This window comes from Qipengyuania pacifica, assembly GCF_019711555.1.
Taxonomy (GTDB): domain Bacteria; phylum Pseudomonadota; class Alphaproteobacteria; order Sphingomonadales; family Sphingomonadaceae; genus Qipengyuania; species Qipengyuania pacifica.
On the sequence record NZ_JAIGNQ010000001.1, the window covers coordinates 555275 to 579666 of the forward strand.

The window sequence follows — 24392 nt, forward strand, 5'->3', positions numbered from 1 at the left end:
GCAAGCAATGCGCCGGTGGTTATGGGCGTTCCGATGCAGTTCCTATCCGATAATGCCGCCTCGGTTCACCCGGCCATCTGGGATGCCCTGAAGGCCGCGGACGCACCCGATTCGCCTTATGACGGGGATGGTCTGAGCAATGCTCTCGACCAGAGATTTTCCGACCTGTTCGGCAAGCCATGTGCGGTTCTGTGGGTAGCTACGGGGACGGCAGCCAACTGTCTTGCCCTGGCAACCATGGTTCAGCCGCATGGGGGCATCGTCTGCCATGAAGAAGCCCATATCGAAATGGACGAAGGGGGCGCGCCTGGCTTCTATCTTCACGGCGCAAAGCTGCTGCTGGCGAAGGGCGATGGCGCCAAGTTGTCGCCCGATGCGATCCGCGCCGTCGTCGACCCGATCCGCGAAGATGTGCACCAGGTTCAACCGCACGCCATCTCTATCACTCAAGCCAGCGAATATGGCAGGACCTATCGGCCCGAAGAGGTTGCAGCCATCGTGGCGCTGGCGCGAGAGCGCAAACTCGCAATCCATATGGATGGCGCCCGTTTTGCCAATGCCGTTGCCTTTCTTGAATCCACTCCGGCTGAAGCAGCAGGAGATGTCGACGCATTGAGCTTCGGATTCATCAAGAACGGCGGTCTCGGGGCCGAGGCAATCGTGTTCTTTGACGCCGCTCTTGCCGATGTGGCCCGTTACCGCCGCAAGCGTGCCGGGCACTTGCAATCCAAGGGCCGGTTTCTTGCCGCGCAGCTTCACGCCATGCTGGATGGCGATGTCTGGCTGACCAATGCGCGCCATGCCAATGCTGCGGCTCAGGAAATCGCCGCTGGTTGCGAGGAGCGATTGATGCATGCAGTGGAAGCGAACGAATTGTTCGTGCGCTGCACTGCAGACGAACGCCAGGCGCTGCGCGAAAAGGGTTTCGGGTTTTACGACTGGGGCGACGATGCTGCCCGCTTCGTTACGGCATGGAATACGCCTGAAGAAGACGCGTCCGCTCTCGCAAAGGCGCTGGCCGCGCTATGAGTACGCCTGTAGAGGGCGAAAGCCTGTTTACGCCCCGTAATTTCGCCGCATTTCTGCTTGTCAGCGTGATCTGGGGTGGGACCTGGCTGGTGATACGCGACCAGATCGCCAGCGTCCCGGCGAGCTGGTCGATCTCCTATCGCTTCATCGTGGCGGCCCTCGGCATGTTCGCCCTGGCTGCAATCCGGCGGGAAAGACTGTCTCTCGCGCCGGGTGGCATGCGCTGGGCCTGCCTGCTGGGCCTGTTCCAGTTCACGCTCAATTTCGCCTTCGTTTACAATGCCGAAAGCTATATTACCTCGGGCCTCGTGGCAGTCATGTTTGCCCTGCTGGTCGTTCCCAATGCGATCTTCGGGCGCATTTTTCTGGGCCAGCAGATCACCGGGCCGTTCGTCGTCGGCTCGGCGATTGCGGCAATTGGTGTCGCGCTGCTTTTCGCCCATGAATGGCAGTCGTCGCCTGCGACCTTGAGCGAAGTGCTGCTCGGTGCCGGGCTGACGGTTTGCGGGATTCTTTCGGCCAGCGCTGCCAATATCACGCAGGCAATGGAGGGCGCGAAGAAGCAGCCCTTTCTCGCCCTCTTGGCGTGGTCGATGGCCATTGGCGTGGTGATCAACAGCGTGTTTGCCTGGGCAACGTCGGGGCCGCCGCAATTCGATACACGCACCTCATACTCGCTCGGTATCCTGTATCTCGGGCTTGCCGGTTCGGTGGTGACTTTCCCACTGTATTATGGCCTGGTTCGCAAGATCGGGGCCGGTCAGGCGGCCTACAGTTCGGTAATCGTACCGGTAGTGGCCATGGTCCTTTCGACCTTGTTCGAAGGGTTCGTGTGGGGACCGCTGCCGGCAGCCGGGGCCGTCATTACGCTATCGGGAATGGTAATCGCCATGCGTGGACGGGCAAGTCCGCCGCCGCGCCGTGCTACGCCTGAGCCCTGATCGCTGCCAGACCTTCGCGATACGTCGGATAGCGCGGGGTCCAGCCGAGCAACCGCTTCGCCTTGCCGTTGGCCACACGGCGATTTTCGGCGTAGAAACCGCGCGCCATCGGCGAAAGGTCGGCCTCCTCCATCGTCTGTAACGGCGGAGGCGGCACGTCCAGAAGCCGCGCAGCCTCTTCGATCACTGCGTTCTGGCTGGTCGGCAGATCGTCCGCGAGATTATAGGCCCCCGGCGGGGCCTCGCTTTCGAAAGCGGCCGCCACCCCTGAAACGATATCGTCCACGTGGACCCGGCTGAAGACTTGGCCCGGCAGGTCGATCCGGTGTCCTTTGCCCTCTGCCACCCGGTCGAGCGCGCTGCGCCCGGGACCATAGATGCCCGGCAGGCGGAACACCCGCGCCTCCATATCGAGCCACCGCGTATCGCAATGTGCCCGGGCAGTTCGCCGCCCAGTTCCGGTTGGAGAAGCTTCGTCGACCCAAGCGCCGCCGGCATCGCCGTAAACGCCGGTAGAGGAGAGGTAAAAGAGCGACTTTCCATGCAAGGCATAGCCATAGGCATCCAGCACCGGATCGCTATCACCGGACGGCGGAACGGAACTCAGGATGTGGGTTGCCCGAGCGAGGGTCGCAGTCACTGCGTGCGAATCATCGAAGCTTACATTGCCCGCGCTCCCCGTCGCGTCGACGTGCCAGCTACGCGCTTGCACCAAGCTGGCGATGCGGGATGCCGTATAACCAAGACCGAAGATAAGCAGCCTGCTCATTCGCTGCCGGGTTGGCCGCGTGCAGGGTCTTCGAAACCGCGAAGGGAGGTGGCAATCGAGTTCAGCATGGGACCCGTTCGGTGCGGGAGCAGGTCGTCGCTGTCAATCTTACAGAACCTGCGCCCAGTCGATTGAACGCAAGGCCTCGACGGGCGTTGCGTTGGGTGACAGAGCATTTTCGCCCGGAAAAACGACAGGACATTCATGGATATTGCGCGCACTCCCGCTTCGCCCGACGGCAACCCCGAAATGGCCGATGCAGCGTTTGAACCCAAGGCGCCGCCCGAAATACAGCGCTCAGATTACACCCCTTTTGCGTGGTTGATCCCGACGATCAGGATGGAGTTCGATCTGGGCCTCGATAAAACTCGTGTGATCACCAGGCTCGATGTCGAACGCAATCCGGAAGCCGACGCTTCCCCGACAATTCGCCTGAACGGCGATAGTCTCGAACTCGTGTCGATCACTTGCGACGGAGGCGATTGTGCAGGGCACATGATGGACGGCGATGATCTCGTCGTCACGCTGGAAGGCGAGCGGCATACACTCGAAATCGTCACCGAACTGGACCCGTCCGACAATTCGCAATTGATGGGGCTGTACGCTTCCAATGGCATGCTTTGCACGCAATGCGAGGCGGAAGGCTTTCGCCGAATCACATTCTTCCCGGATCGCCCGGATGTGCTCAGCACCTACACGGTGCGAATGAGCGGGCCGAAAGCGCAGTTCCCTGTACTGCTGTGCAACGGCAACCGCACCGATGCTGGCGAAGAAGGTGGCACGCACTGGGCGGAATGGCACGATCCCTGGCCCAAGCCTTCCTATCTCTTCGCTCTGGTGGCCGGCGACCTCGTCGCTCGGACAGACAGTTTCACCACTGCCAGCGGCCGCAAGGTGGAACTGAACGTCTGGGTCCGGGACGGAGATCTCGATCGGACCGAGCATGCGATGGAGAGCCTGAAGCGATCCATGAAATGGGACGAGGAGACGTTCGGGCGCGAATACGATCTCGATCTGTTCAATATCGTCGCGGTTTCGGACTTCAACATGGGGGCGATGGAGAACAAAGGGCTCAATATCTTCAACACGAAGTATGTCCTCGCCGATCCCGACACCGCCACCGACGGCGATTACGACGGGATCGAGGGTGTGATCGGCCACGAGTACTTCCACAACTGGTCGGGAAACCGAATCACTTGCCGCGACTGGTTCCAGCTGAGCCTCAAGGAAGGCTTCACCGTGCTACGCGACCAGTTGTTCAGCCAGGATATGGGCAGCGCGCCGGTCAAGCGTATCGAGGATGTCCGTGTATTGCGCGGCGTACAGTTCCCCGAGGATTCCGGCCCTCTCGCGCATCCGATCCGGCCCGATTCCTATCGCGAGATAAGCAACTTCTACACGGCGACCATCTACAACAAGGGCGCCGAAGTCATTCGCATGATGCGGACCATGGCTGGCGAAGAGCGGTTCCGCCGCGGGACCGACCTCTATTTCGATCGTCACGATGGCGAAGCCGCGACATGCGAGGATTTCGTCAAATCTATCGAAGATGGCACCGGCATGGACCTGACCCAGTTCCGCCGCTGGTATTCGCAGGCGGGCACGCCGAAGGTAAGGGTGCAGCTCGAGCATACGGGCAACAGCGCGACGCTGAAGCTTTCGCAAACCATTCCTGCCACTCCCGGTCAGCCCGACAAGAAACCGATGCCGATTCCCCTGAAGGTCGCGTTGTTCGACCGTCAGTCGGGTGAGAACAGGGGCGAAGAACTCATCGTTCTCGATCAGGACAGCGCAATTTTCACGTTCGATGGCTTTGCGCAAAAGCCGGTGCTGTCGATCAATCGGACATTTTCAGCCCCGGTTTCGATCGAGCGCGAGGTATCGCGGGATGATCTCGTGTTTCTTGCTGCGCAGGACGATGATCCGTTCGCCCGGTACGAAGCAATGCAGGAACTCATGACCGGCTATCTCGTCGGCGCAGTGACGGGCGATCTTGACGATGCTGGCTGCAAGGCGGCGCGCGGCGACATAGCGCAGGCAATGAAATCGGTGATTGAAGACGATCGCCTCGAAGACCTCATGCGCGGCGAACTGATGTCGATGCCAAGCCAGGCCTATATCGCAGAGCAGATGCTGGTTGCCGATCCTGGCCGAATTCATGCCGAGCGGGAGGCGCTGAAGGCCGATCTCGGCGATCGGCTGGCGTCACAGTTCCACGCTCTTTACGATCGGGTCGAGGGCCTGCCGTTCTCGCTGGATGCAGACGCCAAGGGCGCGCGCAAGGTCAAGACGCTGGTGCTGAGCTATGCCGCTGCCAGCGATCCCGCAAAGGCAGCCGAACTCGCTGCCTATCAGTACGACCATTCGGACAATATGACCGATCGTCAGGGGGCCTTGATGGTCCTTGCCGGCTTGGACAGCCCGGAACGCACCGACAAGCTGCAAGATTTTTACAATCGCTACGCAGGCAATGCGCTGGTCATCGACAAATGGTTCGCATTGCAGGCCAGTTCGCTGCATCCGGACACGATCGACCATGTGAAAGCTCTGCGCGGTCACCCGGACTTCACGCTGAAGAACCCCAACAGAGTGCGCTCGCTCTATATGGCCTTCGCGGCAAATCCTTCCGCATTTCACGCGGCGGATGGCGAGGGCTATGACATGATCGCCGACCTCGTTCTGGAACTCGATCCGATCAATGCGCAGACGGCGGCCCGCTTCATCCCTTCCCTGGGGCGCTGGCGCCGCATCGAAGAAGGGCGCGCCAAGTTGATGCGCGACGCGCTCCAAAGAGTTGCTGCTGCGCCAAAACTCTCGCGCGACACGTTCGAGCAGGTCACGCGTTCGCTGGGATGATCGCGTGGTGAGCAGTTTCCTGAAGGCCGACCTGCTCGATGGCATTCCCCATGGCTTCTCGACGTCGATTGGTCTGGAAGCCGACGACATAGCCCGCGGCGCGAAATTGATGTGTCCGCGCCAGATACATTCGGCGACGGTTGTGATCGTCGATGAGCCATGGCCCGAACCGCCGCAAGCCGATGCGCTCGTCACCGCCAGGCGGGGTATCGCATTGGCCATTGTCACCGCCGATTGTGCTCCGGTCTTGCTGAGCGATGCCAAAGCCGGCGTTGTCGGTGCAGCGCATGCTGGCTGGCGCGGAGCAGTGGGCGGCGTGCTGGAACACACGGTGGCGGCGATGGTGTCGCTGGGTGCACATGCATCCGATATAAAGGCGGCAATCGGCCCCACGATCGCGCAGGGCAGCTACGAAGTCGATCAGGGATTTCGCGAACAGTTCGACAATCGCGATGCACCATTCTTCGCAGCCGGGCGCCCCGGCCATTACCAGTTCGATCTGCCAGCCTATGTGTACCAGTGCCTGAGCGATGCAGGTGTCCGCGATATCGAGGATCTGCGCGAAGACACTTATGCGCAGCCCCATCGCTTCTTCTCGTTCAGGCGCGCAACGCATCGGGGCGAGGAAACCGGGGGCAGACAGCTCAGTGTCATCGCACTACCCGTGTGATCCCTGCCGCGATTGCACCTTGACGTACAAAGCTTGCCAAAATGGCGGTTGGCAACCTGCCGCATAGCGGCTAGAGGCGCGTCCAAACCGGGCACACTGGGGGCTTCCGCGCACGTACCGTATATTCGGGCGTACCGGCTTTCGGATAGGTCCGGCCATGGATTCGCACTCTGCGCCTAACCCGTCCGGGCCACGGCGCAATACCAAGGCAGGCAAGGCAAAGCGCTGATGGCAGACACCGCTGCAACCGCAACTTCCGAAACGGCAGTCGTTACCGATAACGGTATCCGCCGCCGTGACTTTCTCGACATCGCTGCAGTCAGCGCTGCGGGTATCGGCGGTCTTGCCGTCGTATATCCGTTGATCAGCCAGATGGCGCCGTCGAAAGACGTCCTTGCCGCCAGTTCGACGGAAGTCGATGTCTCGGCGATCGAGCCGGGACAGGCCATCAAGGCAGTGTTTCGCAAGCAGCCGCTGTTCGTGCGTCGCCTGACGGGTGCTGAAATTCAGGCGGCCAACGCCGTCGATGCCAGCAGCTTGCGGGATCCGCAGACTCTCGAGGAACGGACGAAGGAAGGTCACGAAGACATGCTCGTGACCATGGGCGTCTGTACCCACCTCGGCTGTGTTCCCCTCGGTGCCGCCGAAGGCGAAGTCAAAGGCGAATACGGCGGCTATTTCTGCCCCTGTCACGGGTCGCATTACGATACGGCTGGCCGTATCCGTAAGGGTCCCGCGCCGGCAAATCTCGAAGTGCCGGAATACGAGTTCACCTCGGACACCGTCATTCAGGTCGGCTGAGCGTAGAGAGAAGAGACGATACGATGAGCTTTCCCTGGGCCAAGGAATATACCCCGACCAATCCGGTCATGAGGTTCTTCGACGAGAAGCTGCCGCTGCCGCGCCTCGTCTATAACGCTGTCGGTGCAGGCTATCCTGTTCCCCGCAATCTGAGCTATTTCTGGAACTTCGGCGTTCTGGCCGGTTTCTTCCTGGTACTTCAGATCGTGACCGGCGTGGTGCTGGCGATGCATTATGCTGCCAACGCCCAGGTGGCGTTTGCCACGACCGAACATATCATGCGCGACGTAAACTGGGGCTGGATGATGCGCTATGCGCACGCCAACGGCGCCAGCTTCTTCTTCATCGTTGTCTACCTGCACATCTTCCGCGGCTTCTTCTACTCCTCGTACAAGGCCCCGCGTGAAATGATCTGGCTGCTGGGCGTCGTCATCTTCCTGCTGATGATGGCCACCGCCTTCATGGGCTACGTGCTTCCCTGGGGTCAGATGAGCTTCTGGGGCGCCAAGGTCATCACCGGCCTGTTTGGCGCAATCCCGCTGGTGGGCGAGCCGATTCAGGTCTGGTTGCTGGGCGGCTTCGCTCCGGACAATGCGGCTCTCAATCGTTTCTTCAGCCTCCACTTCCTGCTCCCCTTCGTAATCGCAGGGGTTGTTATCCTGCACATCTGGGCGCTCCACATTCCGGGATCGTCGAACCCGACGGGCGTGGAAGTGAAGCAGGAAAGCGACACGCTGCCCTTCCACCCGTATTATACGGCGAAGGACGGCTTCGGTCTGGGTGTGGCGCTGATCCTCTACTTCGCGCTGGTATTCTTCCTGCCGAACACGCTGGGCCACCCGGATAACTACATCGAAGCGAACCCGCTTTCGACGCCGGCGCACATCGTGCCCGAATGGTACTTCTGGCCGTTCTACGCGATCCTTCGCGCCTTCACGGTCGACTTCCTGTTCATTCCGGCCAAGCTGATGGGCGTGATCGCGATGTTCGGTTCGATCCTGATCTGGTTCATCCTGCCCTGGCTCGACAAGTCGCCGGTTCGCAGCGGCCACTACCGTCCGCTGTTCCGCAAGTTCTTCTATGCCCTGCTGGTCTGCATGGCGGTGCTGTTCTACTGCGGCGGCGCGCCGGCCGAAGAACCCTTCGTGATGTTGAGCCAGATCGCCACGGCTTACTACTTCCTTCACTTCCTGGTGATCATTCCGATCGTCAGCCAGATCGAGAAGCCGGAACCGCTGCCCTATTCGATAACCGAAGCCGTGCTCGGCTCGGACGACAAGGCAGTGCTCGGCAAAAACGCCAAGACGGCTGCCTAAGCGAGTACGAGAAAAGAAATGACCAAGCTTCTCAGCATCCGCCTTGTCGCAATTCTCGTCGGCCTCGGCTTCGCGGTCGTAGCGTTGTATTCCTTCGTGGTTGGCGCCTACGCCGCGATTACGGAAGAGGCACCTGCTCACCTTCCTTATGAAGAGCCGCGGGATATCGCCTATTCGTTCGATGGGCCTTTCGGAAAATGGGACGTTCAGCAGCTTCAGCGTGGCTTCAAGGTCTACAACGAAGTCTGCTCGGCCTGTCACAGCCTCAAGTTCGTCGCGTTCCGCGATCTCGAACAGATCGGCTATGACGAAGGTCAGGTGAAGGCTTTCGCGGCATCCAAGCAGGTGCCCGGTATCGACCCGAACACCGGCGAAGCGACCACGCGTCCTGGCCTGCCTACGGACTATTTCCCGTCGCCTTATCCCAACAATGTCGCAGCGGCTGCAGCCAACAACAATGCCATTCCGCCCGATCTCTCGTTGATGACCAAGGCGCGCCATGATGGCACGAATTATGTCGCCTCGCTGCTGATGGGCTATCAGGAACCGTCCGCGGAACTGTTGGCAGAACATCCCGAAGCCGCGCCGGCTCCGGGCCTGCATCACAACCCCTATTTCCCGAACCTCAACCTTGCGATGGCTCCTCCGCTGACGACTGCCGGTCAGGTGACCTTCGATGATGGCACCGAAGCCACCATCGAGCAGATGGCCACCGACGTAGCCGCATTCCTGACATGGACAGCCGAACCCACGCTGGTGAAGCGCAAGCAGACAGGTTGGCCGGTGTTGATCTTCCTGCTTTTCGCGACTGTGCTTGCGTATTTCTCCAAGAAGCAGATCTGGGCAGCGACCAAGCGCAAAGACGCCTAGATTATCTCTGATCTCAAAATGATATGCGCCCCTTGCATCGTCAGGATGCAAGGGGCTGCTTTGTTTAGAGGGTCGACGCCATGACGCCTGCCGAGCTCAAAGCCCTTGTCCGGACAATCCCGGACTTTCCCAAGGCAGGAATCCAGTTCCGCGACATTACCACCCTCATCGGTCATGGGCCTGGCTTTGCCGCGACCATAGAATGGCTTGCCAGGGAAATTTCGGGCGCTGAGGCAATCGCCGGCATGGAGGCGCGCGGTTTCATCTTTGGTGCGGCCGTCGCCGCGCGGCTGGAATTACCGTTCATTCCGATACGCAAGCCCGGAAAGTTGCCTTGCTGCGTTATAGGCGTAGATTACGAACTCGAATATGGAGTCGACCGTTTGGAAATGGACCCGCAGTCCATTGCACAGGGCCAAGCGGTAGCGATCGTCGACGATCTTCTTGCTACAGGCGGCACCGCTGCAGCGGCGACGGAATTGTTGCGAAATGCGGGCGGGTTGGTCACTCGCGCCGCATTCGTTATTGATCTGCCCGAACTTGGTGGTCGGGAAAAGCTCGCCGAACGCTCGGTCGACGTAAGCGCATTGATGAATTTCGCCGGCGCATGAATCGCGCATAGCGATGGAAATAATGCCAGGGTCGGGCATTGGTAGGGCTGGCGCCGTGTGGGCGCCCGGACTAGCGATATAGTCGCGCAGCCAGAGGGGGGCATGGAACAGTCATTAGTCATCGCGATGGTGGGCATGTTGGGCATAGGCGCTCAATGGCTTGCCTGGCGTACCGGGTGGCCAGCAATCGTCCTCATGCTGGCCGCTGGATTTCTGGCGGGTCCGGTCTTCGGGCTCTTTGATCCCGAACATGCCTTCGGCGAACTGCTCGATCCGATGGTGGCGATCGGCGTTGCGCTTATCCTCTTCGAGGGCGGCCTGAGCCTCGACCTCCGCGAATTGCGGCACGCAGGCGAAGCTGTCTGGCGCCTTGTGATCCTGGGCGGTCCGATCGCCTGGGTCTTTGGGGCCTTTGCCGCACATTCGATCGGCGGGCTCGAATGGCCTGTGGCGATCCTGTTTGCGGGTATTCTTGTGGTCACCGGCCCGACCGTGGTCATGCCCTTGTTGCGGCAATCATCGGTGAAATCGCGACCGGCGGCGATCCTCAAGTGGGAAGCTATCGTCAACGATCCGATCGGCGCCCTGTTCGCGGTTGTCGCGTATGAATATTTCCGTGCAGTCACCGCGTCGCCGGGTTCGGGCCTGTTCGAAGTCGTCCCGCCGCTGATCTTCGCAGCAATCCTTGCCGGCGTAATCGGTTATGTGGCTGCAGCAGCGATCGCGTGGGCCTTCCCGCGCGGTACCGTCCCTGAATTCCTCAAGGTCCCGGTGCTGCTGACGGCGGTGATCGTGGTCTTCGTCCTGTCCAATCAGATCGAGCATGAGGCAGGCCTTGTTGCTGTCACCGTCATGGGTGTGGCGCTGGCCAACATGAACGTGACGTCCCTGCGGAGCATCCATCCGTTCAAACAGAACGTGGCCGTTCTCCTGATCTCCGGTATCTTTATCCTCCTGTCGTCGAGCCTGAAATTCGAGGAACTGGCATACCTCAATTGGAATTTCGGTCTCTTCCTCCTCGCGCTGCTCTTCCTGGTCCGCCCGGCCACGATACTGCTCAGCCTGCTGGGCAGTTCGGTCCCATGGAACGAGCGGCTCTTTCTTGCGTGGATTGCCCCTCGCGGGATCGTGCTCGTCGCAATCTCCGGCCTGTTCGCCCTTCGCCTGGAAGAAATCGGCTATGACGGGACTGCCCTGATCGGCCTCAGCTTTGCCGTGGTCGTCGTAACGATCGTCGCCCATGGTTTCACGATCGATCTGGTCGCCAAGCTGCTCAATCTGAAGGGCAGCAATCGGCCGGGTATCATCATAGTCGGCAGCACGCCGTGGACCATATCGCTGGCGATGATGATGAAAGAGCTCAAGGCGCCGGTCATGGTGGTCGATGCGAGCTGGCAACGTCTCGCACTAGCCCGGCAGAATGGCCTGCCGTTCTATCACGGCGAAATCCTCAACGAAGCGACCGAGCATAATCTGGATCTAACCCCCTACGCCGTCCTGGTCGCAGCGACGGAGAACGAGGCTTATAACGCCTTGGTTTGCAACGAGTTTGCATACGAAATAGGCAGAGACACCGTCTTCCAGCTCGGCGACGCTGTGGATGAAGATGATCGGCATTCGCTTCCCAGCAGCATTCGTGGCCGCGCGCTCTTCGAAAGCGGGTTCGGCGTCGAAGACGTCAACGAGCGCCTCTCGCGCGGCTGGGTCTTCCGCAAGACCAAGCTCTCGGACGAATTCGATTTCGAAGCAGCTCGCGAGCGTTTGCCGGATGCAGCAGCAATGCTATTGCTTCTGCGAGAGAATGGGACGATCCGCTTCTTCACCCATGCGGCAAGACCCGAACCGCGGGCTGGCGATGTCATAGTCAGTTTCGCTCCACCACAAGAACGTACCGCACAGGACGCGGCCGCGAAACGCGAGCGAAAGCGCAGCAAGACCGCCGAGCAAGGAACATGATTTGATGAACCGGCATGGACACCACGTCGCAATCGTTGTTTCGACGTTACTCTTGGCGGCGTGCAACAGCGAACAGCCGCCAACCGCCCCGGAAGAACCCGCTGAAGGTAAACGATCGATCTTCCGTCCGGAATTTCAGGTCGAGCCAATCGATAGCCTCAGCCCGCCGGAATCCCTGGAAACCCGGATCATCTTTCCGGATGGCGCCGAACTTTCTCAGGAAGCCCGGGCTGAGCTGGCGACCGTACTTGCCTCGCCGCAGGTGACCGGCGGAGGGGCGATCGTGCTTCGTGGACACAGCGACAGTGGCGGTAGCGACGATGTGAACATGCGAGCCTCTCGTGCCCGCGCCGAAGCCGTTCGAGACTGGCTTGTCGAAAACGGTGTGGAAGCAAGCCGTATTTCCGTCATCGCCTTCGGTGAACAGAATCCGGCAGCGCCCAATGCGCTGCCCGACGGTTCGCCCAATGAAGAGGGAAGGCTGGCAAATCGCCGCGTCGAGATAGAGGTGTACACCGCAGAACAGCCGGCGGAGGTCGAAAAACCTACCCTGGCTGAAAGCTTGGCGACGGAAACAGAAGATGAGGACGGCGAAGCAAGCGAAGAAACGCAATAGCGTGTTGACGCAGGCGCGGCTTCGGTGGCAATGGCGCCTGACCCGAGCGGGTATAGCATAGTGGTAATGCTCCAGCCTTCCAAGCTGGCTAGAGGGGTTCGATTCCCCTTACCCGCTCCAACTCTCAATTGCCGATGATCTCCAAAGGTCGCTTCGCAAGGTAGATAAGCCTAGGCAGGCGGTCTCTGTGCGAGCGGCATATTGTCGATCAGCCGCGTCCCTCCGATTCGTGCGGCTACGAAAAATCGGTCGCCCGGACTAGGCTCACTCGCAGGGGCAAGGTCGCGGCCATCACGAATTTCGGCGTAATCGATTGAATCGAACCCTGCATCGAGCAGCCGGTCACGAAAGGTCTCGAGAACAGACCCGGTCGCATCACCTGCGCCGATGCGCTCGATTGCCAATCGCATCTCTCGCGGCAGAGTTGCGGCGATGGCGCGATTTTCAACTGTGAGATAGGCGTTGCGACTGCTCATCGCGAGCCCATCGTCTTCTCGCACGATTGCGACGCCGTGGATCGCATCGACATGGGGCCGGGTAAGATCCAGGTCTCTCGCCATCCGGCGTATTACGGCCAGCTGTTGCCAGTCTTTCTCACCGAAGAAAGCCATGTCGGGACGGACCTGATTGAACAGCTTGCAGACAACCGTCGCGACACCATCGAAATGGCCGGGGCGATTGGCCCCACAGAGGCCTTCGCTAATACCTGAGACCGACACGTTGGTCGCATAACCTTCGGGGTAAACTTCTCCCGGGGGAGGGGCCCAGAGCAAGGAAACCCCCTCTGCCTCCAGCAAAGCGGCATCGCGCGCAAGCTGTCGCGGGTAGGCGTCTAGGTCTTCGTTCGCGCCGAATTGACGAGGGTTTACGAATATCGATACTGCGACGTGGTCGGCCACCCGGCTAGCCTCTCGTACCAGCGTCAGATGGCCTTCGTGCAGTGCCCCCATCGTCGGCACAAGTGCGAGTGTACCGGTGGCCTGCAAGGCATCAGTTTCTCGGCGCAGTTCGGATAATTGGGTGACGGTTTGCAAGGAGCCTGCTCCCGGTTACGATAAAGGGCGGGCGTCCTGTGCCGTCCCGCCCCATAACTTGCAAGCCGGTGCTTCTCAGCGCGCCTCGGGTGCTGCCGCCGCCGCATCGAGCGGCAGGCCGCCCAATTGGGTTACCATATCGGTATAAGCGTTGAGATAGGCGAGCACGATGATCTGGCCGATAGCGGTATTTTCGTAGCCGCCGAAACCCCCGGCAGCCCCTCCTCCCCCGCCGAACAGGCCGCCCCCAGCGGCCCAGCCAAGATCCTTTTTCTGGAAATACCCTTCGACCAGCGCCTCTTCGACAGTAGTGCGCGCATTGACGAGCGACAGCACGACGTTCGCTTCGCCTTTTTTCACCCGAATGCCGCCCGCAAGTGCCCCTGCAGCGCGGCCGAACAGGCCTCCGACGACACCGCCCAAGGCGCCGCCCCCACCGCCGGAATTGCTATTCGCACTGACAATATCGGGTTGCAGGAAGTAATCGGCAGTCACCACTTGGCCCAGCCCGACATTCTGTCCGTCCTGAAGCTCCCCCTGTTCCTGCAATGCCCGTTCCATCGCACGGCTCTGCATCGCACGACCTCGGCTGACCATGGTGAAACAACCCGAACGCTGAACGAAGACGCGGATGATCTGTTCTGGGCTGCCGAGATTGAGTTCACGCCACCATTTGTCGTCCGGCTCGACGACCGCAATCGTACCGAGATTTCGGGTGCACCGTGGAATTTCCGTCGTCGCACGATCCTGTGCCTTCCGACCGGACGATTTGCCTTGTGCCAGAACGGGCTGGCACACGAGGCCGGTCATCGACAGTACGGCTAGTGCCGCGAGAAATGCCTTTTTCATAATCCGGGGTCCCCCATTGTGAAAACAGTTCACGGCTGCCGACTTGCTGTCGTGTCTCGCCCGTCGCACGCGACCCGGATCGGCGAAGATTATCAAATGATCGGCATCGCGCTAGTAGGGATGCGTCATTCTGGAAAAAAACGCCTTCCGGGCACTAGGCGCGTTGCCGCCGCGTGAAGGGGCGGATAGGGAATTGCGCAGCATGATTTTTCCAGCTTTTTCCTGATGGTTTCGCAACCTCACCGCATTGTCTTCGCCAATGAAAAGGGCGGAACGGGCAAATCGACGACAGCAGTGCATGTCGCCGTCGCCCTCGCGTTCCAGGGTGCCAATGTCGTCACTTTCGATCTCGATCATCGACAGCGGACGATGCATCGCTATCTCGAAAACCGCGCAGAAACGATGCGGCGTCGTTCGATCACTCTGCCGACGGCTCGCTGTCATGTCGTCGAAGATATGGACGAAGGCGCCATGGAAGCCTTGATCGAAAAGCAGGCGGTCGGTGCGGACTTTATCGTCATCGATACGCCGGGGCGTGACGACCCGCTCGCTCGGCATTCCGCGACCACTGCCGACACGCTCGTCACCCCAATGAACGACAGTTTCGTCGATTTCGATCTCATAGGTCAGGTCGAAGGGGAGAGTTTCAAGGTAAAGAAGCTGTCCTTCTATGCCGAACTGATCTGGGAAGCGCGGCTGAAGCGCAGCAGGACCTCGATCGAACAGCAGCGCGCGCAAATGGACTGGGTCGTTGTCCGCAACCGCACGGGTTATACCGAAGCGCGCAATATGGCCCGGATCGAGCAGGCCCTGGGCGAAATGGCGAAACGTGTTGGTTTTCGCGTGGCCAAGGGACTGTCAGAACGCGTCGTTTATCGTGAGCTCTTCCCCTCTGGATTGACCTTGCTGGACAAGGGACAACTGGGCGATCTTGGCACCAGCCACCTTGTTGCACGGCAAGAGCTACGCGGCCTTGTCGCGAGTCTGCGTTTACCGGGTAGCGGCAACGAAAATTCCGAAGGCGGCACGCAGTGATCCGGCTCATAGCGCTTTTGGTGCTGCTTTCGGTTGCATGTCGCTGGATATTCGGAAAATGGCCATGGGAATACCTCCAGGCAAAGCCAGCCAATCAGATCGGCATAGAAAAAGCGCGTTCGCTCCTGGGCGTCGGTGTGGGGGCCGATCGCCGCGAAATACGCGAGGCGCATCGTCGCAGAACTGCCATGATACATCCCGACAGAGGCGGTTCGAACGCGGCAATGCAGGAACTCAACGCTGCCCGCGACTTATTGCTAAGTGACACAAATCACGAAAAACCGGAGCGTCCAGAATGAGCCATGCTTTCGATCCCACCGTTCTGCGCGAGTATGACATTCGCGGCATTATCGGGGAGACCTTGGGCCCGGACGATGCGCGGGCAATCGGCCGCGGGTTTGCAACCATGCTTGCTGAGGCCGGAGGGAGCAAGGTTGCCGTCGGATATGATGGTCGGGTCAGTTCGCCTTTGCTCGAACACGCTTTGATCGAGGGACTGACCGCATCGGGCATGGACGTCGTCCGGATCGGCATGGGGCCGACACCGATGCTATATTATGCGGAAGCTTCCGCCGATGATGTCGATGGCGGCATCCAGATCACCGGCAGCCACAACCCGGCAAATTACAACGGTTTCAAAATGGTGTTCCAGGGTCGGCCGTTCTTCGGCGCAGATATCCAGGAGCTGGGCCGCCGCGGCGCAGAAGGCGAATGGGCCGACGGATCGGGCGAAGTTGAAAGTCGCGACGTAATCGACGCGTATATCGAACGTATGATCGAGGCACTCAACGGCGTTGAACCAGGTGTGCTGGACAGTCTCAAGGTCGGGTGGGACGCAGGCAATGGCGCTGCCGGCCCCGCTCTTGAAAAACTGACGGAGCGGCTTCCGGGCGAACATCACCTCTTGTTTACCGAGGTCGATGGGAATTTCCCCAATCACCACCCCGACCCGACGGTAGAGGAAAATCTCGAGGACCTGCGAAAGCTTGTCGCCGACAAGTCGCTCGATTTTGGTGTGGCGTTCGACGGGGATGGAGATCGCATCGGTGCAATCGACGGCGAAGGGCGCGTAATCTGGGGCGATCAGTTGCTCATGATCTACGCGGAAGACCTGCTGGCACGGACGAAGGGCGCGACGATCATTGCCGATGTGAAGGCCAGCCGAGCGCTGTTCGATCACGTGGCAACGCATGGCGGCAATCCCGTGATGTGGAAGACCGGCCATTCGCTGATAAAATCCAAGATGAAGGAAACAGGTTCGCCGCTCGCAGGCGAAATGAGCGGGCATGTCTTCTTCGCGGACGAGTATTATGGGTATGACGATGCACTCTATGCGGGTGTCCGACTGATGACCGCGGCAGCGCGGCTTGGCCGATCGGTTACCCAGTTGCGCGGAGCGATGCCGCCCATGGTCAATACACCTGAAATGCGGTTTCAGGTCGATGAGAGCCGCAAGTTCGCTGCGATCGAAGAGATCGCTGGCAGGATCGCTGCGAGCGATGCGGTTGCCGACACCACCGATGGTGTGCGGGTAACGACCGACGATGGCTGGTGGTTGCTACGGGCTTCGAACACGCAGGATGTCCTTGTCGCTCGCGCCGAAAGCGAAAGCCAGGAAGGCCTGGACCGACTTGTTGCACAGATCGATGCGCAGCTTGAAGCGTCCGGTCTTCAGCGCGGGCCGCAGGCCGGCCATTGATCCAGCGGTAATATCAGGGAGGGAAGTAATGCGAAAGTTGGTCAGGACAACGATAGCGATCGCAGCGCTTGCTGCTGCGAACCCGCTACTTGCACAAGATGTGGACGGCGAGGAGTCCGCAAGTTCAACGCCAGAGAGGATGGAAGAATTCGCGGGCCTGATGGCCGGCCTCTTTCAAACCGAGCCGCTAACTTCAGAGCAGCAATCGCGGCTGCCCATGGCCGAGGCAGTCGTTGGCCAGATGATACCCGAAGGCTTCTATGGCAAGATGATGGGCGACATGATCGACAAGATGGTACGTCCGGTGGTCTCCATGTTCGCGACACCGGAATTCATCCTGGCCTCACGGCTCGAGGTCGAACAGGAGGCGATCGCGCAGCTTGGTGAAGCCGAGCAGGTCGAGATACTGTCCATGCTCGACCCTGCGTATGATCAGCGCGTCGATGTCATCTCGGACGTCCTCACCGGCGAGGTGGGAAGCATGTTCTCGGCAATGGAGGGTCCCATGCGGGACGGCCTTTCCAAAGCCTATGCCGTGCGGTTCGACGAGAACCAGCTGAACGACATTGCTGCGTTTTTCGCCACACCTACCGGCGGCGTTTATGCAAGAGAATCGATGGCGTTGTTCTCCGATCCTCAGGTGATGCAGGCCAGCATTCAGGCATTGCCTTCCATGATGAGCGGGTTCGGAGGCATGGAATCATCGATGAAAGAAGCGATGGGTTCGCTCCCCGCCGAACGTGCGTATGCGGATCTTACCCCCGCCGAACGGAGCCGGCTGGCCGATCTTCTGGATGTGGATGCGGATAGCTTGGGCGAACTCGTAAAGCCGCCCAAACGTATGGATGAAACGGCCCTCGACCCAGAAATGTAGAGTGGACACGCGGCAAACGCGCGGGGGCGGAACCGAAACCACGGCTCCATCGCTTCTGTCCTGATGCAGTCCGTTGTGCCACCAGAACTGGAGGGTTGGTTTGCCGGACGCGGCTGGCGTGTCAGGCGCCATCAGATTGATATGCTGGGCGCCAGCGATGCCGACCGGCACGCCTTGCTCGTGGCCGACACCGGGGCTGGGAAGACGCTCGCGGGCTTTCTCCCGACGCTGGCCGATTTCACGCCCTCGCGCCTCGATGGTGGTAAGCCGCCCGAGGGTCTGCACACCCTTTATGTGTCTCCGCTCAAGGCATTGGCACATGACGTGCAGCGCAATCTCCTGACGCCGATCGAAGAGCTCGACCTGCCGATCCGGGTCGAAACCCGTAGCGGAGATACGCCTTCCGACCGCAAGAAGCGCCAGCGGACACGGCCACCGCATGTCCTGTTGACGACACCGGAAAGCCTGTCGCTGTTGCTTTCCTATCCCGACAGTTTCGAACTGTTCCGGGGGCTGAAGCGGGTGGTGATTGATGAAGTACATGCGTTCGCGACGGGCAAGCGGGGCGATCTGCTCGCCTTGGCGCTGGCGCGGCTGCAGGCGATTGCGCCGGGCATGCGGCGAGCGGCGCTGTCGGCAACGTTGGCCAATCCGGAAGGATTTCGCGAATGGCTGGCGCCGTGGGGGGATATCGACAGTGTCCGGTTGGTCGAAGGCGAGGCCGGGGCGCGGGCGGAGGTCGAGATCCTGCTGCCGGACGAGGAGCGCGTGCCTTGGGGCGGGCATGCGGCGACGTGGGCCATACCGCAGCTATACGAGCAGATCAGGGCCAACAGAACAACGCTGATCTTCACCAACACGCGGTTCCTCGCCGAGTACATCTTCCAGAATTTGTGGGATGTGAATGAGGAAAACCTACCGATCGGCGTCCATCACGGTTCGCTGAGCAAGGAAGCGCGGCGAAAGGTGGAGGGAGCGATGGCGCGCGGCGAGCTGCGCGCGCTGGTGGCGACCGCCAGCCTCGATCTGGGGGTCGACTGGGGTGATATCGATCTGGTGGTGCAGATGGGGGCACCGAAGGGATCGTCGCGCCTGCTGCAACGCATCGGGCGGGCCAACCACAGGCTCGATCAGCCCAGTCGCGCCTTGCTCGTGCCGGGCAACCGGTTCGAATTCCTCGAGGCAACGGCCGCGAAGGAGGCGGTCGACGAGGGCAAGCGTGACGGCGAGGAATTCAGGCCCGGCGGGCTCGACGTGCTGGCCCAGCACGTGATGGCCTGCGCCTGCGCAGCACCGTTCCAGGAAGCCGAGCTGCTGGCGGAAGTCCGCTCGAGCCTGTCCTATGCCTGGCTGGACGAAGAGATCTGGGAGCGTGTCCTCTCTTTCGTGGAAACCGGCGGATATGCCCTGAAGGCCTACGACAAGTTCAAACGCATCGTGCGCGACGCAGACGGCGTCTGGCGCCTGAGCCATCCCGAGCAGGCACAGCGCCACCGCATGAACGCCGGGATCATTATCGATGCGGAAATGCTCGATGTACGCATTAGCGCGGGGCGAGGGCGCGGAGGACGGTCGCTTGGCAAGGTCGAGGAGCGCTTTGCCGCCTCGCTAAGTCCCGGCGATACCTTCGCATTTGCGGGGATGAGCCTCGAGGTGATCAAGGTGCAGGACATGGAAGTCGTCGTGAAGGCAGCCAAGGCCAGCGCCATGATCCCCAGCTACGGCGGCGCGCGGCTGCCGCTGACGACGCACCTTGCCGACCGGGTACGCACGATGCTTGTCGATCGCGCCGGCTGGGCGCGCTTTCCCGACGACGTACGCGAATGGCTGGAAGTGCAGGACTGGCGCTCGCAGATGCCCGGGCCGGGGCAGTTGCTCGTGGAAAGCTTCCCCCACGCAAAGCGCCATTACAGCGTCTATTACACTTTCGAGGGCTGGAACGCGAACCAGAGCCTGGGCATGCTGATCACGCGGCGGATGGAAGACCGGGGCCTGATGCCGGGCGGGTTTGTGGCAAACGATTATTCGCTCGCCGTATGGGGCCTGAAACCGGTGAAGGATCCGGCCCCCTTGCTGTCGCCCGACATCCTGCAGGATGAATTCATCGAATGGGTGCAGAATTCGCACCTGCTGCGCCGCGCGTTTCGTGAGGTTGCCGTTATCGGCGGGCTGGTTGAGCGCCAGCATCCGGGAAAGCGCAAGACCGGCAAGCAGGTCACCTTCTCGACCGACCTGATCTACGACGTCCTACGCAAATACGAGCCGGACCACGTTCTTCTCGAAGCGGCGTGGGCGGATGCGCGAACCCGGCTGACAGATGTCGGGCGACTGGGTGATCTGCTGGACCGTTCCGCCGAACAGCTCGTGCATGTCGAGCTCGACCGGGTGAGCCCGCTTGCAGTGCCGGTCATGGTCATGATCGGCCGCGAGGCGACGCCGCAGGGTTCGGTCGACGACGAGCTTTTACTGGAGGCGGAAAGCCTTGCCGGTGCAGCCATGCGGGTGGACGAGGTGGATTTGCCTGCCGACTGAGCGGCATTGGGTGAATGCCAGCCAATGTTCGGCACCGCATAAAAAGAAAGGGGCGGATCGCTCCGCCCCTTTCCCAGTATTCTATCGACGTTCCGCAAGATCAACCGGCCTTGCCGAATGTCCTGTAACGTTCGTTGCCGACGAAGCCGAACTTGGTCACGCCGCTCACCTTGATCAGCTGCAGGACCTTTGCGGAAAGGTCATAGCTGGCGAGCGGTTCGGGTTCGAACTGCAGTTCCGGTTCGACAGCCATCTGTGTCGACTGATCGAGCAGCGTACGCAGCTGGCCCTGATCGATGGAATTGCCGTTCCACAGGATTTCGTCGGTTGCCGTCAGCACCAGCTTGTTCTTGTCCGGCTCGACAGTGACGTCGGGCGGGGTTTGGCTGGGTGCCGGAAGGTCGATGTCAACCGAGTGGGTTGCGACCGGGATGGTGATGATGAACATGATGAGGAGAACGAGCAGGACGTCGATCAACGGCGTCATGTTCATTTCCATCATCGGGGCGCCATCATCGCTGCCGCCTGACATTGCCATAGTGGATTACTCCCTAATCTGCTTGGCGAAACGCACGATCAACCGTTGGGGTCGACCGGGTTCGAGATGAAGCCGACGGTGGGATAACCCGCCGCCTGGACGTTGTAGATGGCACCTGCAACGCACGACCACGGAGCATTGACGTCACCACGAATATGGACCTGCGGAATCTTTTCCGGGTCGTTCATGATCACTTCGGGACCGCCGGCGCGCTGCACGATGTTGTCGAGGCGTTCAAAGGCCCGATCGTACAGTTCTTCCGACGTCACCGCGGTGGTGTTGTTGAAATATACCCGGCATTCGCCATTGCGCGATGCGCCCTGGAAGCCGGGTTCGCCGGCGCTAACACCGTTATCGTCACTGGTGCTGACGGTCAGGAGAAGGTTTTCGACCTTGTCCTGAGATTCGACCGATTCGAAAACCGGAATTTCCAGCTTCTCGATGGTCTGGATCGCGACCGGAACCGCGATGAGGAAGATGATCAGAAGCACCAGCATCACGTCCACGAGTGGCGTGGTGTTGATGTCCGACATGGGCGCATTGCCGCCACCTCCTGTCGAAATCGCCATGGTTCAGTTCCTAACGTTCGAAATTCTTGGGTTCGATGCGAGGGTGTCGGGGACGGCCGAAGCCGCCCCCGGGTTCCGATCGATTACTTCTTGACCGTAGTCGTGGTCGTGGTGGTCGCGCCTGCCGGTGCCGTACGAGCAGCCTTGGCGGCCTGCTGCGTCGACGTAGCGGTCATGGCAGCCGGCTTCACCGTGCCGTTCGAATTGATGTAGGCGAGCAGGTCGGTCGTGAAGGCGCCGAGCATTTCAGCGATGCGCTTGTTACGACCCTGGAGCCAGTTGTAGGCGAACACGGCCGGAACCGCGACCAGAAGACCGATGGCGGTCATGATCAGTGCTTCACCAACCGGGCCCGCGACCTTGTCGATCGAAGCCGAACCGGCGATGCCGATGTTGATCAGGGCGCGGTAGATACCGATAACCGTACCGAGCAGTCCGACGAACGGTGCGGTTGCACCGACCGTTGCGAGGAACGGCAGGCCGCCAGCAAGCTTGGAGTTGATGGTGTCTTCCGAACGCGCGAGCGAGCCGTGCATCCAGTCGTGTGCTTCGAGCTTATCGGTCATCTTGGCGTGCTGATCTTCTGCGAGGATCGCATCGTCTACGAGCTGGCGCCATGCGCTGTTCTTGTCGAGCTTGGTAGCGCCGTCACGAAGGCTGTTGGCCTTCCAGAAGTTGGTGCGCACGGCCTTGTACTGGCTCATCACCTTGCGCTGTTCGAGCAGCTTGGTGAAGAGAATGTAGAACGAGCCGACCGACATGATCACCAGAACGGCGAGGATCGACCAGGCAATGATGCCGCCCTGTTCCATGGCTTCCATGAAGCCAAAGGAGTTCTGCGGCGCTGCTTCACCCGCAGCTGCAAGAAGTTCGAAGGTCATAACGAATAATCCTTTTGAAAATTCCGATATCCGCCCGCCGCAGCAGGCGCGGGATAATTAATTCAGCTGATAGACGATGGTGGTCGATACCGTGTCCTGCACGGGATCGCCTGCCGCATTGGTGGCGGGGTTGTAACGAGCATAACGCGTCATCCCGTCACACGCTGCCGCATCGAGATCACTCGATCCGCTCGAACGCGAAACACTGCAGGATGATACGCGGCCATCAGGGCTGATGGTCACTGTTACGCCCACAGAGCCTTCGGTGCCTTCACGTTCGGCACGACGAGGGTAGTTGCTCTGAATGCGGCGCGCCCAACCAGACTGACCCCGTGGGGTAGCACCGGAAGTCCGGTCAACGGCCGGCGGTGGCGGCGGTGCCGGGGGTGCCGGCGGCGGAATGACGAGCCGCGGGGGTGCCGGCGGCGGAATCGTCTGTTGCGTCCGGATCGGAGGCGGAGCCGGCGCGATATTGATCGGCGGCGGCGGTGCGACCGGCGGCGGCGGCGTATCCGGAATATCTTCCGGCGGCGGCGGCGGCGGTTCTTCTTCGGGCGGCGGGGGTTCCTCGATATCGATCGTAGTCACACGCTCGACCACCTGCTGGACCGCATTATATGCGAGGCCGGTGATGAGGGCGTAACCGAGAGCGATATGGATGAGGGCAACAATGATGATCGCGACGACGCGATTGCCGCTCATCTGTTGGTCAGCATAAGCCATTCGGTTGCATCACTCCATCGGCGCCCCGGTAACCCGGGGCAGATTGACACCCATTGCGACCCGCCTGAATGGCAAGAAATGGGTGCCGTTAAGGCGTTTGCGCCACCTGGGCACGAAATGCCAAGCGGCAAAGACGCACCGAAGTTCCCGATAAGAACCCGGACGCCTCCCCCCAAGCAACAATGTATCATTTACTCGGGTCCGGGGCGATCCTTACCCAAGGAGCCCCCCCTCCGCAAACGCTTTATCGGTTAACCGCGGATTCAGTGCTTCCCGGGAAGGAACCCTGAATGGCCCCGGTGGTTTTCCGAATCGCGAGCACCGACGCATCAAAAGAAAGATTCTTGCCCATGTCGAATTCCCGAGTGCCTTCACGCCTTCTCCTCGCCTGTGCGGCGCTGGCGATGGCGCCATCCGCAGCGGGTGCTCAGCAGGTGGCAGGGACCGCGCCTGCGCTGACCTATGCCGATCTGGTCGATCTGGCCGACACGGCCCCCCTGGTGGTGCGCGCGGAGATCCGCAATCAGGCTACTGTCGAGCGGGAACGCTCCCCGGGTCTCGCCCCGGGTTTCGTAAGGCTTTATGTCGAGGCGCGCACGTCTGCGCTGATCGCGGGCACGACTCCGGTAGGCGAGTCCCTGCGCTATCTCGTCGACGTGCCCATGACGGCTAAAGGCAAGGCGCCCAAGCTGAAGAAGCAGGATGTCATTCTGTTCGCGCGGCCCGTGCCGGGACATGCCGATCAGATCCAGCTGATCGATCCGCAGGCCCAGTTCCCTTACAGCGAGGCGTTCGAGACCCGGCTACGGCCGGTGCTCTCGTCCCTGCTGTCGCAGGATGCGCCGCCGAAAGTAACGGGGATCCGCGACGCGCTGGCGGTGCAGGGCACGCTGGTGGGGGAATCGGAAACGCAGCTGTTCCTCGATACGGAGAATGACGGTCCGGTATCGGTGACGATCGTGCGCCGCCCGGGTCAGGAGCCGCGCTGGGGCGTGTCGTGGACCGAGATCGTCGATCAGTCCGCCACCGCCCCGCAGCGCAATACGCTGGAATGGTACCAGCTGGCCTGCGCACTGCCGGAGACCCTGCCGACCAATGCCAATCTGTCGCAGGACCCGCGGTCGCGGGAAATTGCGGCGGCGGATTATGCCCTGGTGCGCCAGGCGCTCGGGAAATGTGAGCGGACCCGCGGCTGAACAGGCCCGGCTTCACCCTTTCCAAGA

At 60.8% G+C, this 24392-nt stretch carries 23 protein-coding genes and 1 tRNA gene; 17 read left to right on the forward strand and 7 right to left on the reverse strand.

The annotated features are described in order from the left end of the window. Positions 1 to 33: 33 nt before the first annotated feature. Both K3177_RS02785 and K3177_RS02790 read left to right on the forward strand, forming a co-directional pair. Positions 34 to 1029, forward strand: coding sequence for a threonine aldolase family protein (locus tag K3177_RS02785; protein WP_221596904.1), 996 nt, complete (start codon positions 34 to 36; stop codon positions 1027 to 1029). Next, positions 1026 to 1970 carry a DMT family transporter gene (locus tag K3177_RS02790; RefSeq protein ID WP_221596905.1) on the forward strand — a complete coding sequence of 315 codons (945 nt, stop codon included), beginning with the start codon at positions 1026 to 1028 and terminating at the stop codon, positions 1968 to 1970. Before K3177_RS02785 ends, K3177_RS02790 begins: the two co-directional genes overlap by 4 nt. Here K3177_RS02790 and K3177_RS02795 read toward each other — a convergent pair. Then, complete coding sequence (locus tag K3177_RS02795; RefSeq protein ID WP_221596906.1) at positions 1954 to 2739, reverse strand: Rossmann-fold NAD(P)-binding domain-containing protein; 786 nt, start codon at positions 2737 to 2739, stop codon at positions 1954 to 1956. The genes K3177_RS02790 and K3177_RS02795 overlap by 17 nt on opposite strands. Before the next feature lie 204 nt (positions 2740 to 2943). Here K3177_RS02795 and pepN point away from each other — a divergent pair, with 204 nt between their 5' ends. The 9 genes from pepN (at position 2944) to K3177_RS02840 (ending at position 12555) form a co-directional block, all read left to right on the forward strand. Continuing rightward, on the forward strand, positions 2944 to 5595 hold the full coding sequence (gene pepN / locus K3177_RS02800; protein WP_221596907.1) for an aminopeptidase N: 2652 nt from the start codon (positions 2944 to 2946) through the stop codon (positions 5593 to 5595). Between the two features lie 7 nt (positions 5596 to 5602). After that, a complete protein-coding gene (gene pgeF / locus K3177_RS02805; RefSeq protein WP_221596908.1) occupies positions 5603 to 6265 on the forward strand; it encodes a peptidoglycan editing factor PgeF in 663 nt (220 codons plus the stop codon). 228 nt (positions 6266 to 6493) lie between these two features. Further along, positions 6494 to 7066 (forward strand): ubiquinol-cytochrome c reductase iron-sulfur subunit, encoded by a 573-nt coding sequence (gene petA / locus K3177_RS02810; RefSeq protein WP_221596909.1) that lies wholly within the window; start codon positions 6494 to 6496, stop codon positions 7064 to 7066. 23 nt (positions 7067 to 7089) lie between these two features. Beyond that, on the forward strand, positions 7090 to 8382 hold the full coding sequence (locus K3177_RS02815; RefSeq protein WP_221596910.1) for a cytochrome b: 1293 nt from the start codon (positions 7090 to 7092) through the stop codon (positions 8380 to 8382). Positions 8383 to 8400: 18 nt separating this feature from the next. After that, entirely contained in the window at positions 8401 to 9252 is an 852-nt protein-coding gene (locus K3177_RS02820) for a cytochrome c1 (RefSeq protein ID WP_221596911.1), read from the forward strand. Positions 9253 to 9332: 80 nt separating this feature from the next. Then, positions 9333 to 9863: an adenine phosphoribosyltransferase gene (locus tag K3177_RS02825; protein WP_221596912.1), complete on the forward strand. Its 531-nt coding sequence runs from the start codon at positions 9333 to 9335 to the stop codon at positions 9861 to 9863. 102 nt (positions 9864 to 9965) lie between these two features. Next, positions 9966 to 11819, forward strand: coding sequence for a cation:proton antiporter (locus tag K3177_RS02830; protein ID WP_196847340.1), 1854 nt, complete (start codon positions 9966 to 9968; stop codon positions 11817 to 11819). A gap of 4 nt (positions 11820 to 11823) precedes the next feature. Further along, positions 11824 to 12435: an OmpA family protein gene (locus tag K3177_RS02835; protein ID WP_221596913.1), complete on the forward strand. Its 612-nt coding sequence runs from the start codon at positions 11824 to 11826 to the stop codon at positions 12433 to 12435. A gap of 46 nt (positions 12436 to 12481) precedes the next feature. Further along, positions 12482 to 12555 (forward strand) — tRNA-Gly (locus tag K3177_RS02840). A 50-nt stretch (positions 12556 to 12605) separates the two neighbouring features. Here K3177_RS02840 and panC read toward each other — a convergent pair. Together panC and K3177_RS02850 are read right to left on the reverse strand one after the other, a co-directional pair. Next, positions 12606 to 13469 (reverse strand): pantoate--beta-alanine ligase, encoded by an 864-nt coding sequence (panC, locus tag K3177_RS02845; RefSeq protein WP_221596914.1) that lies wholly within the window; start codon positions 13467 to 13469, stop codon positions 12606 to 12608. A gap of 75 nt (positions 13470 to 13544) precedes the next feature. Continuing rightward, positions 13545 to 14318, reverse strand: coding sequence for a CsgG/HfaB family protein (locus K3177_RS02850; RefSeq protein WP_221596915.1), 774 nt, complete (start codon positions 14316 to 14318; stop codon positions 13545 to 13547). A gap of 225 nt (positions 14319 to 14543) precedes the next feature. On the opposite strand from K3177_RS02850, the gene K3177_RS02855 reads away from it, so the two are divergent. From K3177_RS02855 to K3177_RS02875, 5 genes are all read left to right on the forward strand, one after another. Beyond that, a complete protein-coding gene (locus K3177_RS02855; protein WP_221596916.1) occupies positions 14544 to 15353 on the forward strand; it encodes a division plane positioning ATPase MipZ in 810 nt (269 codons plus the stop codon). Next, positions 15350 to 15652, forward strand: a complete 303-nt coding sequence (locus tag K3177_RS02860; protein ID WP_221596917.1) for a J domain-containing protein — start codon at positions 15350 to 15352, stop codon at positions 15650 to 15652. The genes K3177_RS02855 and K3177_RS02860 overlap by 4 nt, the downstream gene beginning before the upstream one ends. Continuing rightward, a complete protein-coding gene (pgmG, locus tag K3177_RS02865; protein ID WP_221596918.1) occupies positions 15649 to 17052 on the forward strand; it encodes a phosphoglucomutase/phosphomannomutase PgmG in 1404 nt (467 codons plus the stop codon). The genes K3177_RS02860 and pgmG overlap by 4 nt, the downstream gene beginning before the upstream one ends. Positions 17053 to 17080: 28 nt before the next feature. After that, positions 17081 to 17926: a DUF2059 domain-containing protein gene (locus tag K3177_RS02870; protein WP_221596920.1), complete on the forward strand. Its 846-nt coding sequence runs from the start codon at positions 17081 to 17083 to the stop codon at positions 17924 to 17926. Positions 17927 to 17989: 63 nt separating this feature from the next. Continuing rightward, entirely contained in the window at positions 17990 to 20458 is a 2469-nt protein-coding gene (locus K3177_RS02875) for a ligase-associated DNA damage response DEXH box helicase (RefSeq protein WP_221596922.1), read from the forward strand. 100 nt (positions 20459 to 20558) lie between these two features. On the opposite strand, the gene K3177_RS02880 is transcribed toward K3177_RS02875, so the two are convergent. The 4 genes from K3177_RS02880 to K3177_RS02895 form a co-directional block, all read right to left on the reverse strand. After that, positions 20559 to 20996: an ExbD/TolR family protein gene (locus tag K3177_RS02880; protein ID WP_103024622.1), complete on the reverse strand. Its 438-nt coding sequence runs from the start codon at positions 20994 to 20996 to the stop codon at positions 20559 to 20561. Between the two features lie 38 nt (positions 20997 to 21034). Continuing rightward, positions 21035 to 21565, reverse strand: coding sequence for an ExbD/TolR family protein (locus tag K3177_RS02885; RefSeq protein ID WP_173830083.1), 531 nt, complete (start codon positions 21563 to 21565; stop codon positions 21035 to 21037). An 83-nt stretch (positions 21566 to 21648) separates the two neighbouring features. Further along, entirely contained in the window at positions 21649 to 22446 is a 798-nt protein-coding gene (locus K3177_RS02890; RefSeq protein ID WP_196847346.1) for a MotA/TolQ/ExbB proton channel family protein, read from the reverse strand. A 57-nt stretch (positions 22447 to 22503) separates the two neighbouring features. After that, a complete protein-coding gene (locus K3177_RS02895) occupies positions 22504 to 23169 on the reverse strand; it encodes a TonB family protein (protein WP_103024620.1) in 666 nt (221 codons plus the stop codon). A gap of 350 nt (positions 23170 to 23519) precedes the next feature. Here K3177_RS02895 and K3177_RS02900 point away from each other — a divergent pair, with 350 nt between their 5' ends. Then, positions 23520 to 24365, forward strand: a complete 846-nt coding sequence (locus K3177_RS02900; RefSeq protein WP_221596923.1) for a hypothetical protein — start codon at positions 23520 to 23522, stop codon at positions 24363 to 24365. The last annotated feature ends 27 nt before the right edge of the window (positions 24366 to 24392 follow it).

What these genes read in the sequence shown, in the direction of transcription:
- K3177_RS02790 (WP_221596905.1), top strand. Translation starts at nt 1,026, where the DNA reads ATGAGTACGCCTGTAGAGGGCGAAAGCCTGTTTACGCCCCGTAATTTC.
- K3177_RS02795 (WP_221596906.1), bottom strand. Translation starts at nt 2,739, where the DNA reads ATGAGCAGGCTGCTTATCTTCGGTCTTGGTTATACGGCATCCCGCATC.
- pepN (WP_221596907.1), top strand. Translation starts at nt 2,944, where the DNA reads ATGGATATTGCGCGCACTCCCGCTTCGCCCGACGGCAACCCCGAAATG.
- K3177_RS02815 (WP_221596910.1), top strand. Translation starts at nt 7,090, where the DNA reads ATGAGCTTTCCCTGGGCCAAGGAATATACCCCGACCAATCCGGTCATG.
- K3177_RS02890 (WP_196847346.1), bottom strand. Translation starts at nt 22,446, where the DNA reads ATGACCTTCGAACTTCTTGCAGCTGCGGGTGAAGCAGCGCCGCAGAAC.
- K3177_RS02875 (WP_221596922.1), top strand. Translation starts at nt 17,990, where the DNA reads ATGCAGTCCGTTGTGCCACCAGAACTGGAGGGTTGGTTTGCCGGACGC.
- K3177_RS02870 (WP_221596920.1), top strand. Translation starts at nt 17,081, where the DNA reads ATGCGAAAGTTGGTCAGGACAACGATAGCGATCGCAGCGCTTGCTGCT.
- petA (WP_221596909.1), top strand. Translation starts at nt 6,494, where the DNA reads ATGGCAGACACCGCTGCAACCGCAACTTCCGAAACGGCAGTCGTTACC.
- K3177_RS02880 (WP_103024622.1), bottom strand. Translation starts at nt 20,996, where the DNA reads ATGGCAATGTCAGGCGGCAGCGATGATGGCGCCCCGATGATGGAAATG.
- K3177_RS02785 (WP_221596904.1), top strand. Translation starts at nt 34, where the DNA reads ATGCAGTTCCTATCCGATAATGCCGCCTCGGTTCACCCGGCCATCTGG.
- K3177_RS02835 (WP_221596913.1), top strand. Translation starts at nt 11,824, where the DNA reads ATGAACCGGCATGGACACCACGTCGCAATCGTTGTTTCGACGTTACTC.
- K3177_RS02885 (WP_173830083.1), bottom strand. Translation starts at nt 21,565, where the DNA reads ATGGCGATTTCGACAGGAGGTGGCGGCAATGCGCCCATGTCGGACATC.
- K3177_RS02825 (WP_221596912.1), top strand. Translation starts at nt 9,333, where the DNA reads ATGACGCCTGCCGAGCTCAAAGCCCTTGTCCGGACAATCCCGGACTTT.
- K3177_RS02820 (WP_221596911.1), top strand. Translation starts at nt 8,401, where the DNA reads ATGACCAAGCTTCTCAGCATCCGCCTTGTCGCAATTCTCGTCGGCCTC.
- K3177_RS02830 (WP_196847340.1), top strand. Translation starts at nt 9,966, where the DNA reads ATGGAACAGTCATTAGTCATCGCGATGGTGGGCATGTTGGGCATAGGC.
- K3177_RS02895 (WP_103024620.1), bottom strand. Translation starts at nt 23,169, where the DNA reads ATGGCTTATGCTGACCAACAGATGAGCGGCAATCGCGTCGTCGCGATC.
- pgmG (WP_221596918.1), top strand. Translation starts at nt 15,649, where the DNA reads ATGAGCCATGCTTTCGATCCCACCGTTCTGCGCGAGTATGACATTCGC.
- K3177_RS02855 (WP_221596916.1), top strand. Translation starts at nt 14,544, where the DNA reads ATGGTTTCGCAACCTCACCGCATTGTCTTCGCCAATGAAAAGGGCGGA.
- K3177_RS02900 (WP_221596923.1), top strand. Translation starts at nt 23,520, where the DNA reads ATGTCGAATTCCCGAGTGCCTTCACGCCTTCTCCTCGCCTGTGCGGCG.
- K3177_RS02850 (WP_221596915.1), bottom strand. Translation starts at nt 14,318, where the DNA reads ATGAAAAAGGCATTTCTCGCGGCACTAGCCGTACTGTCGATGACCGGC.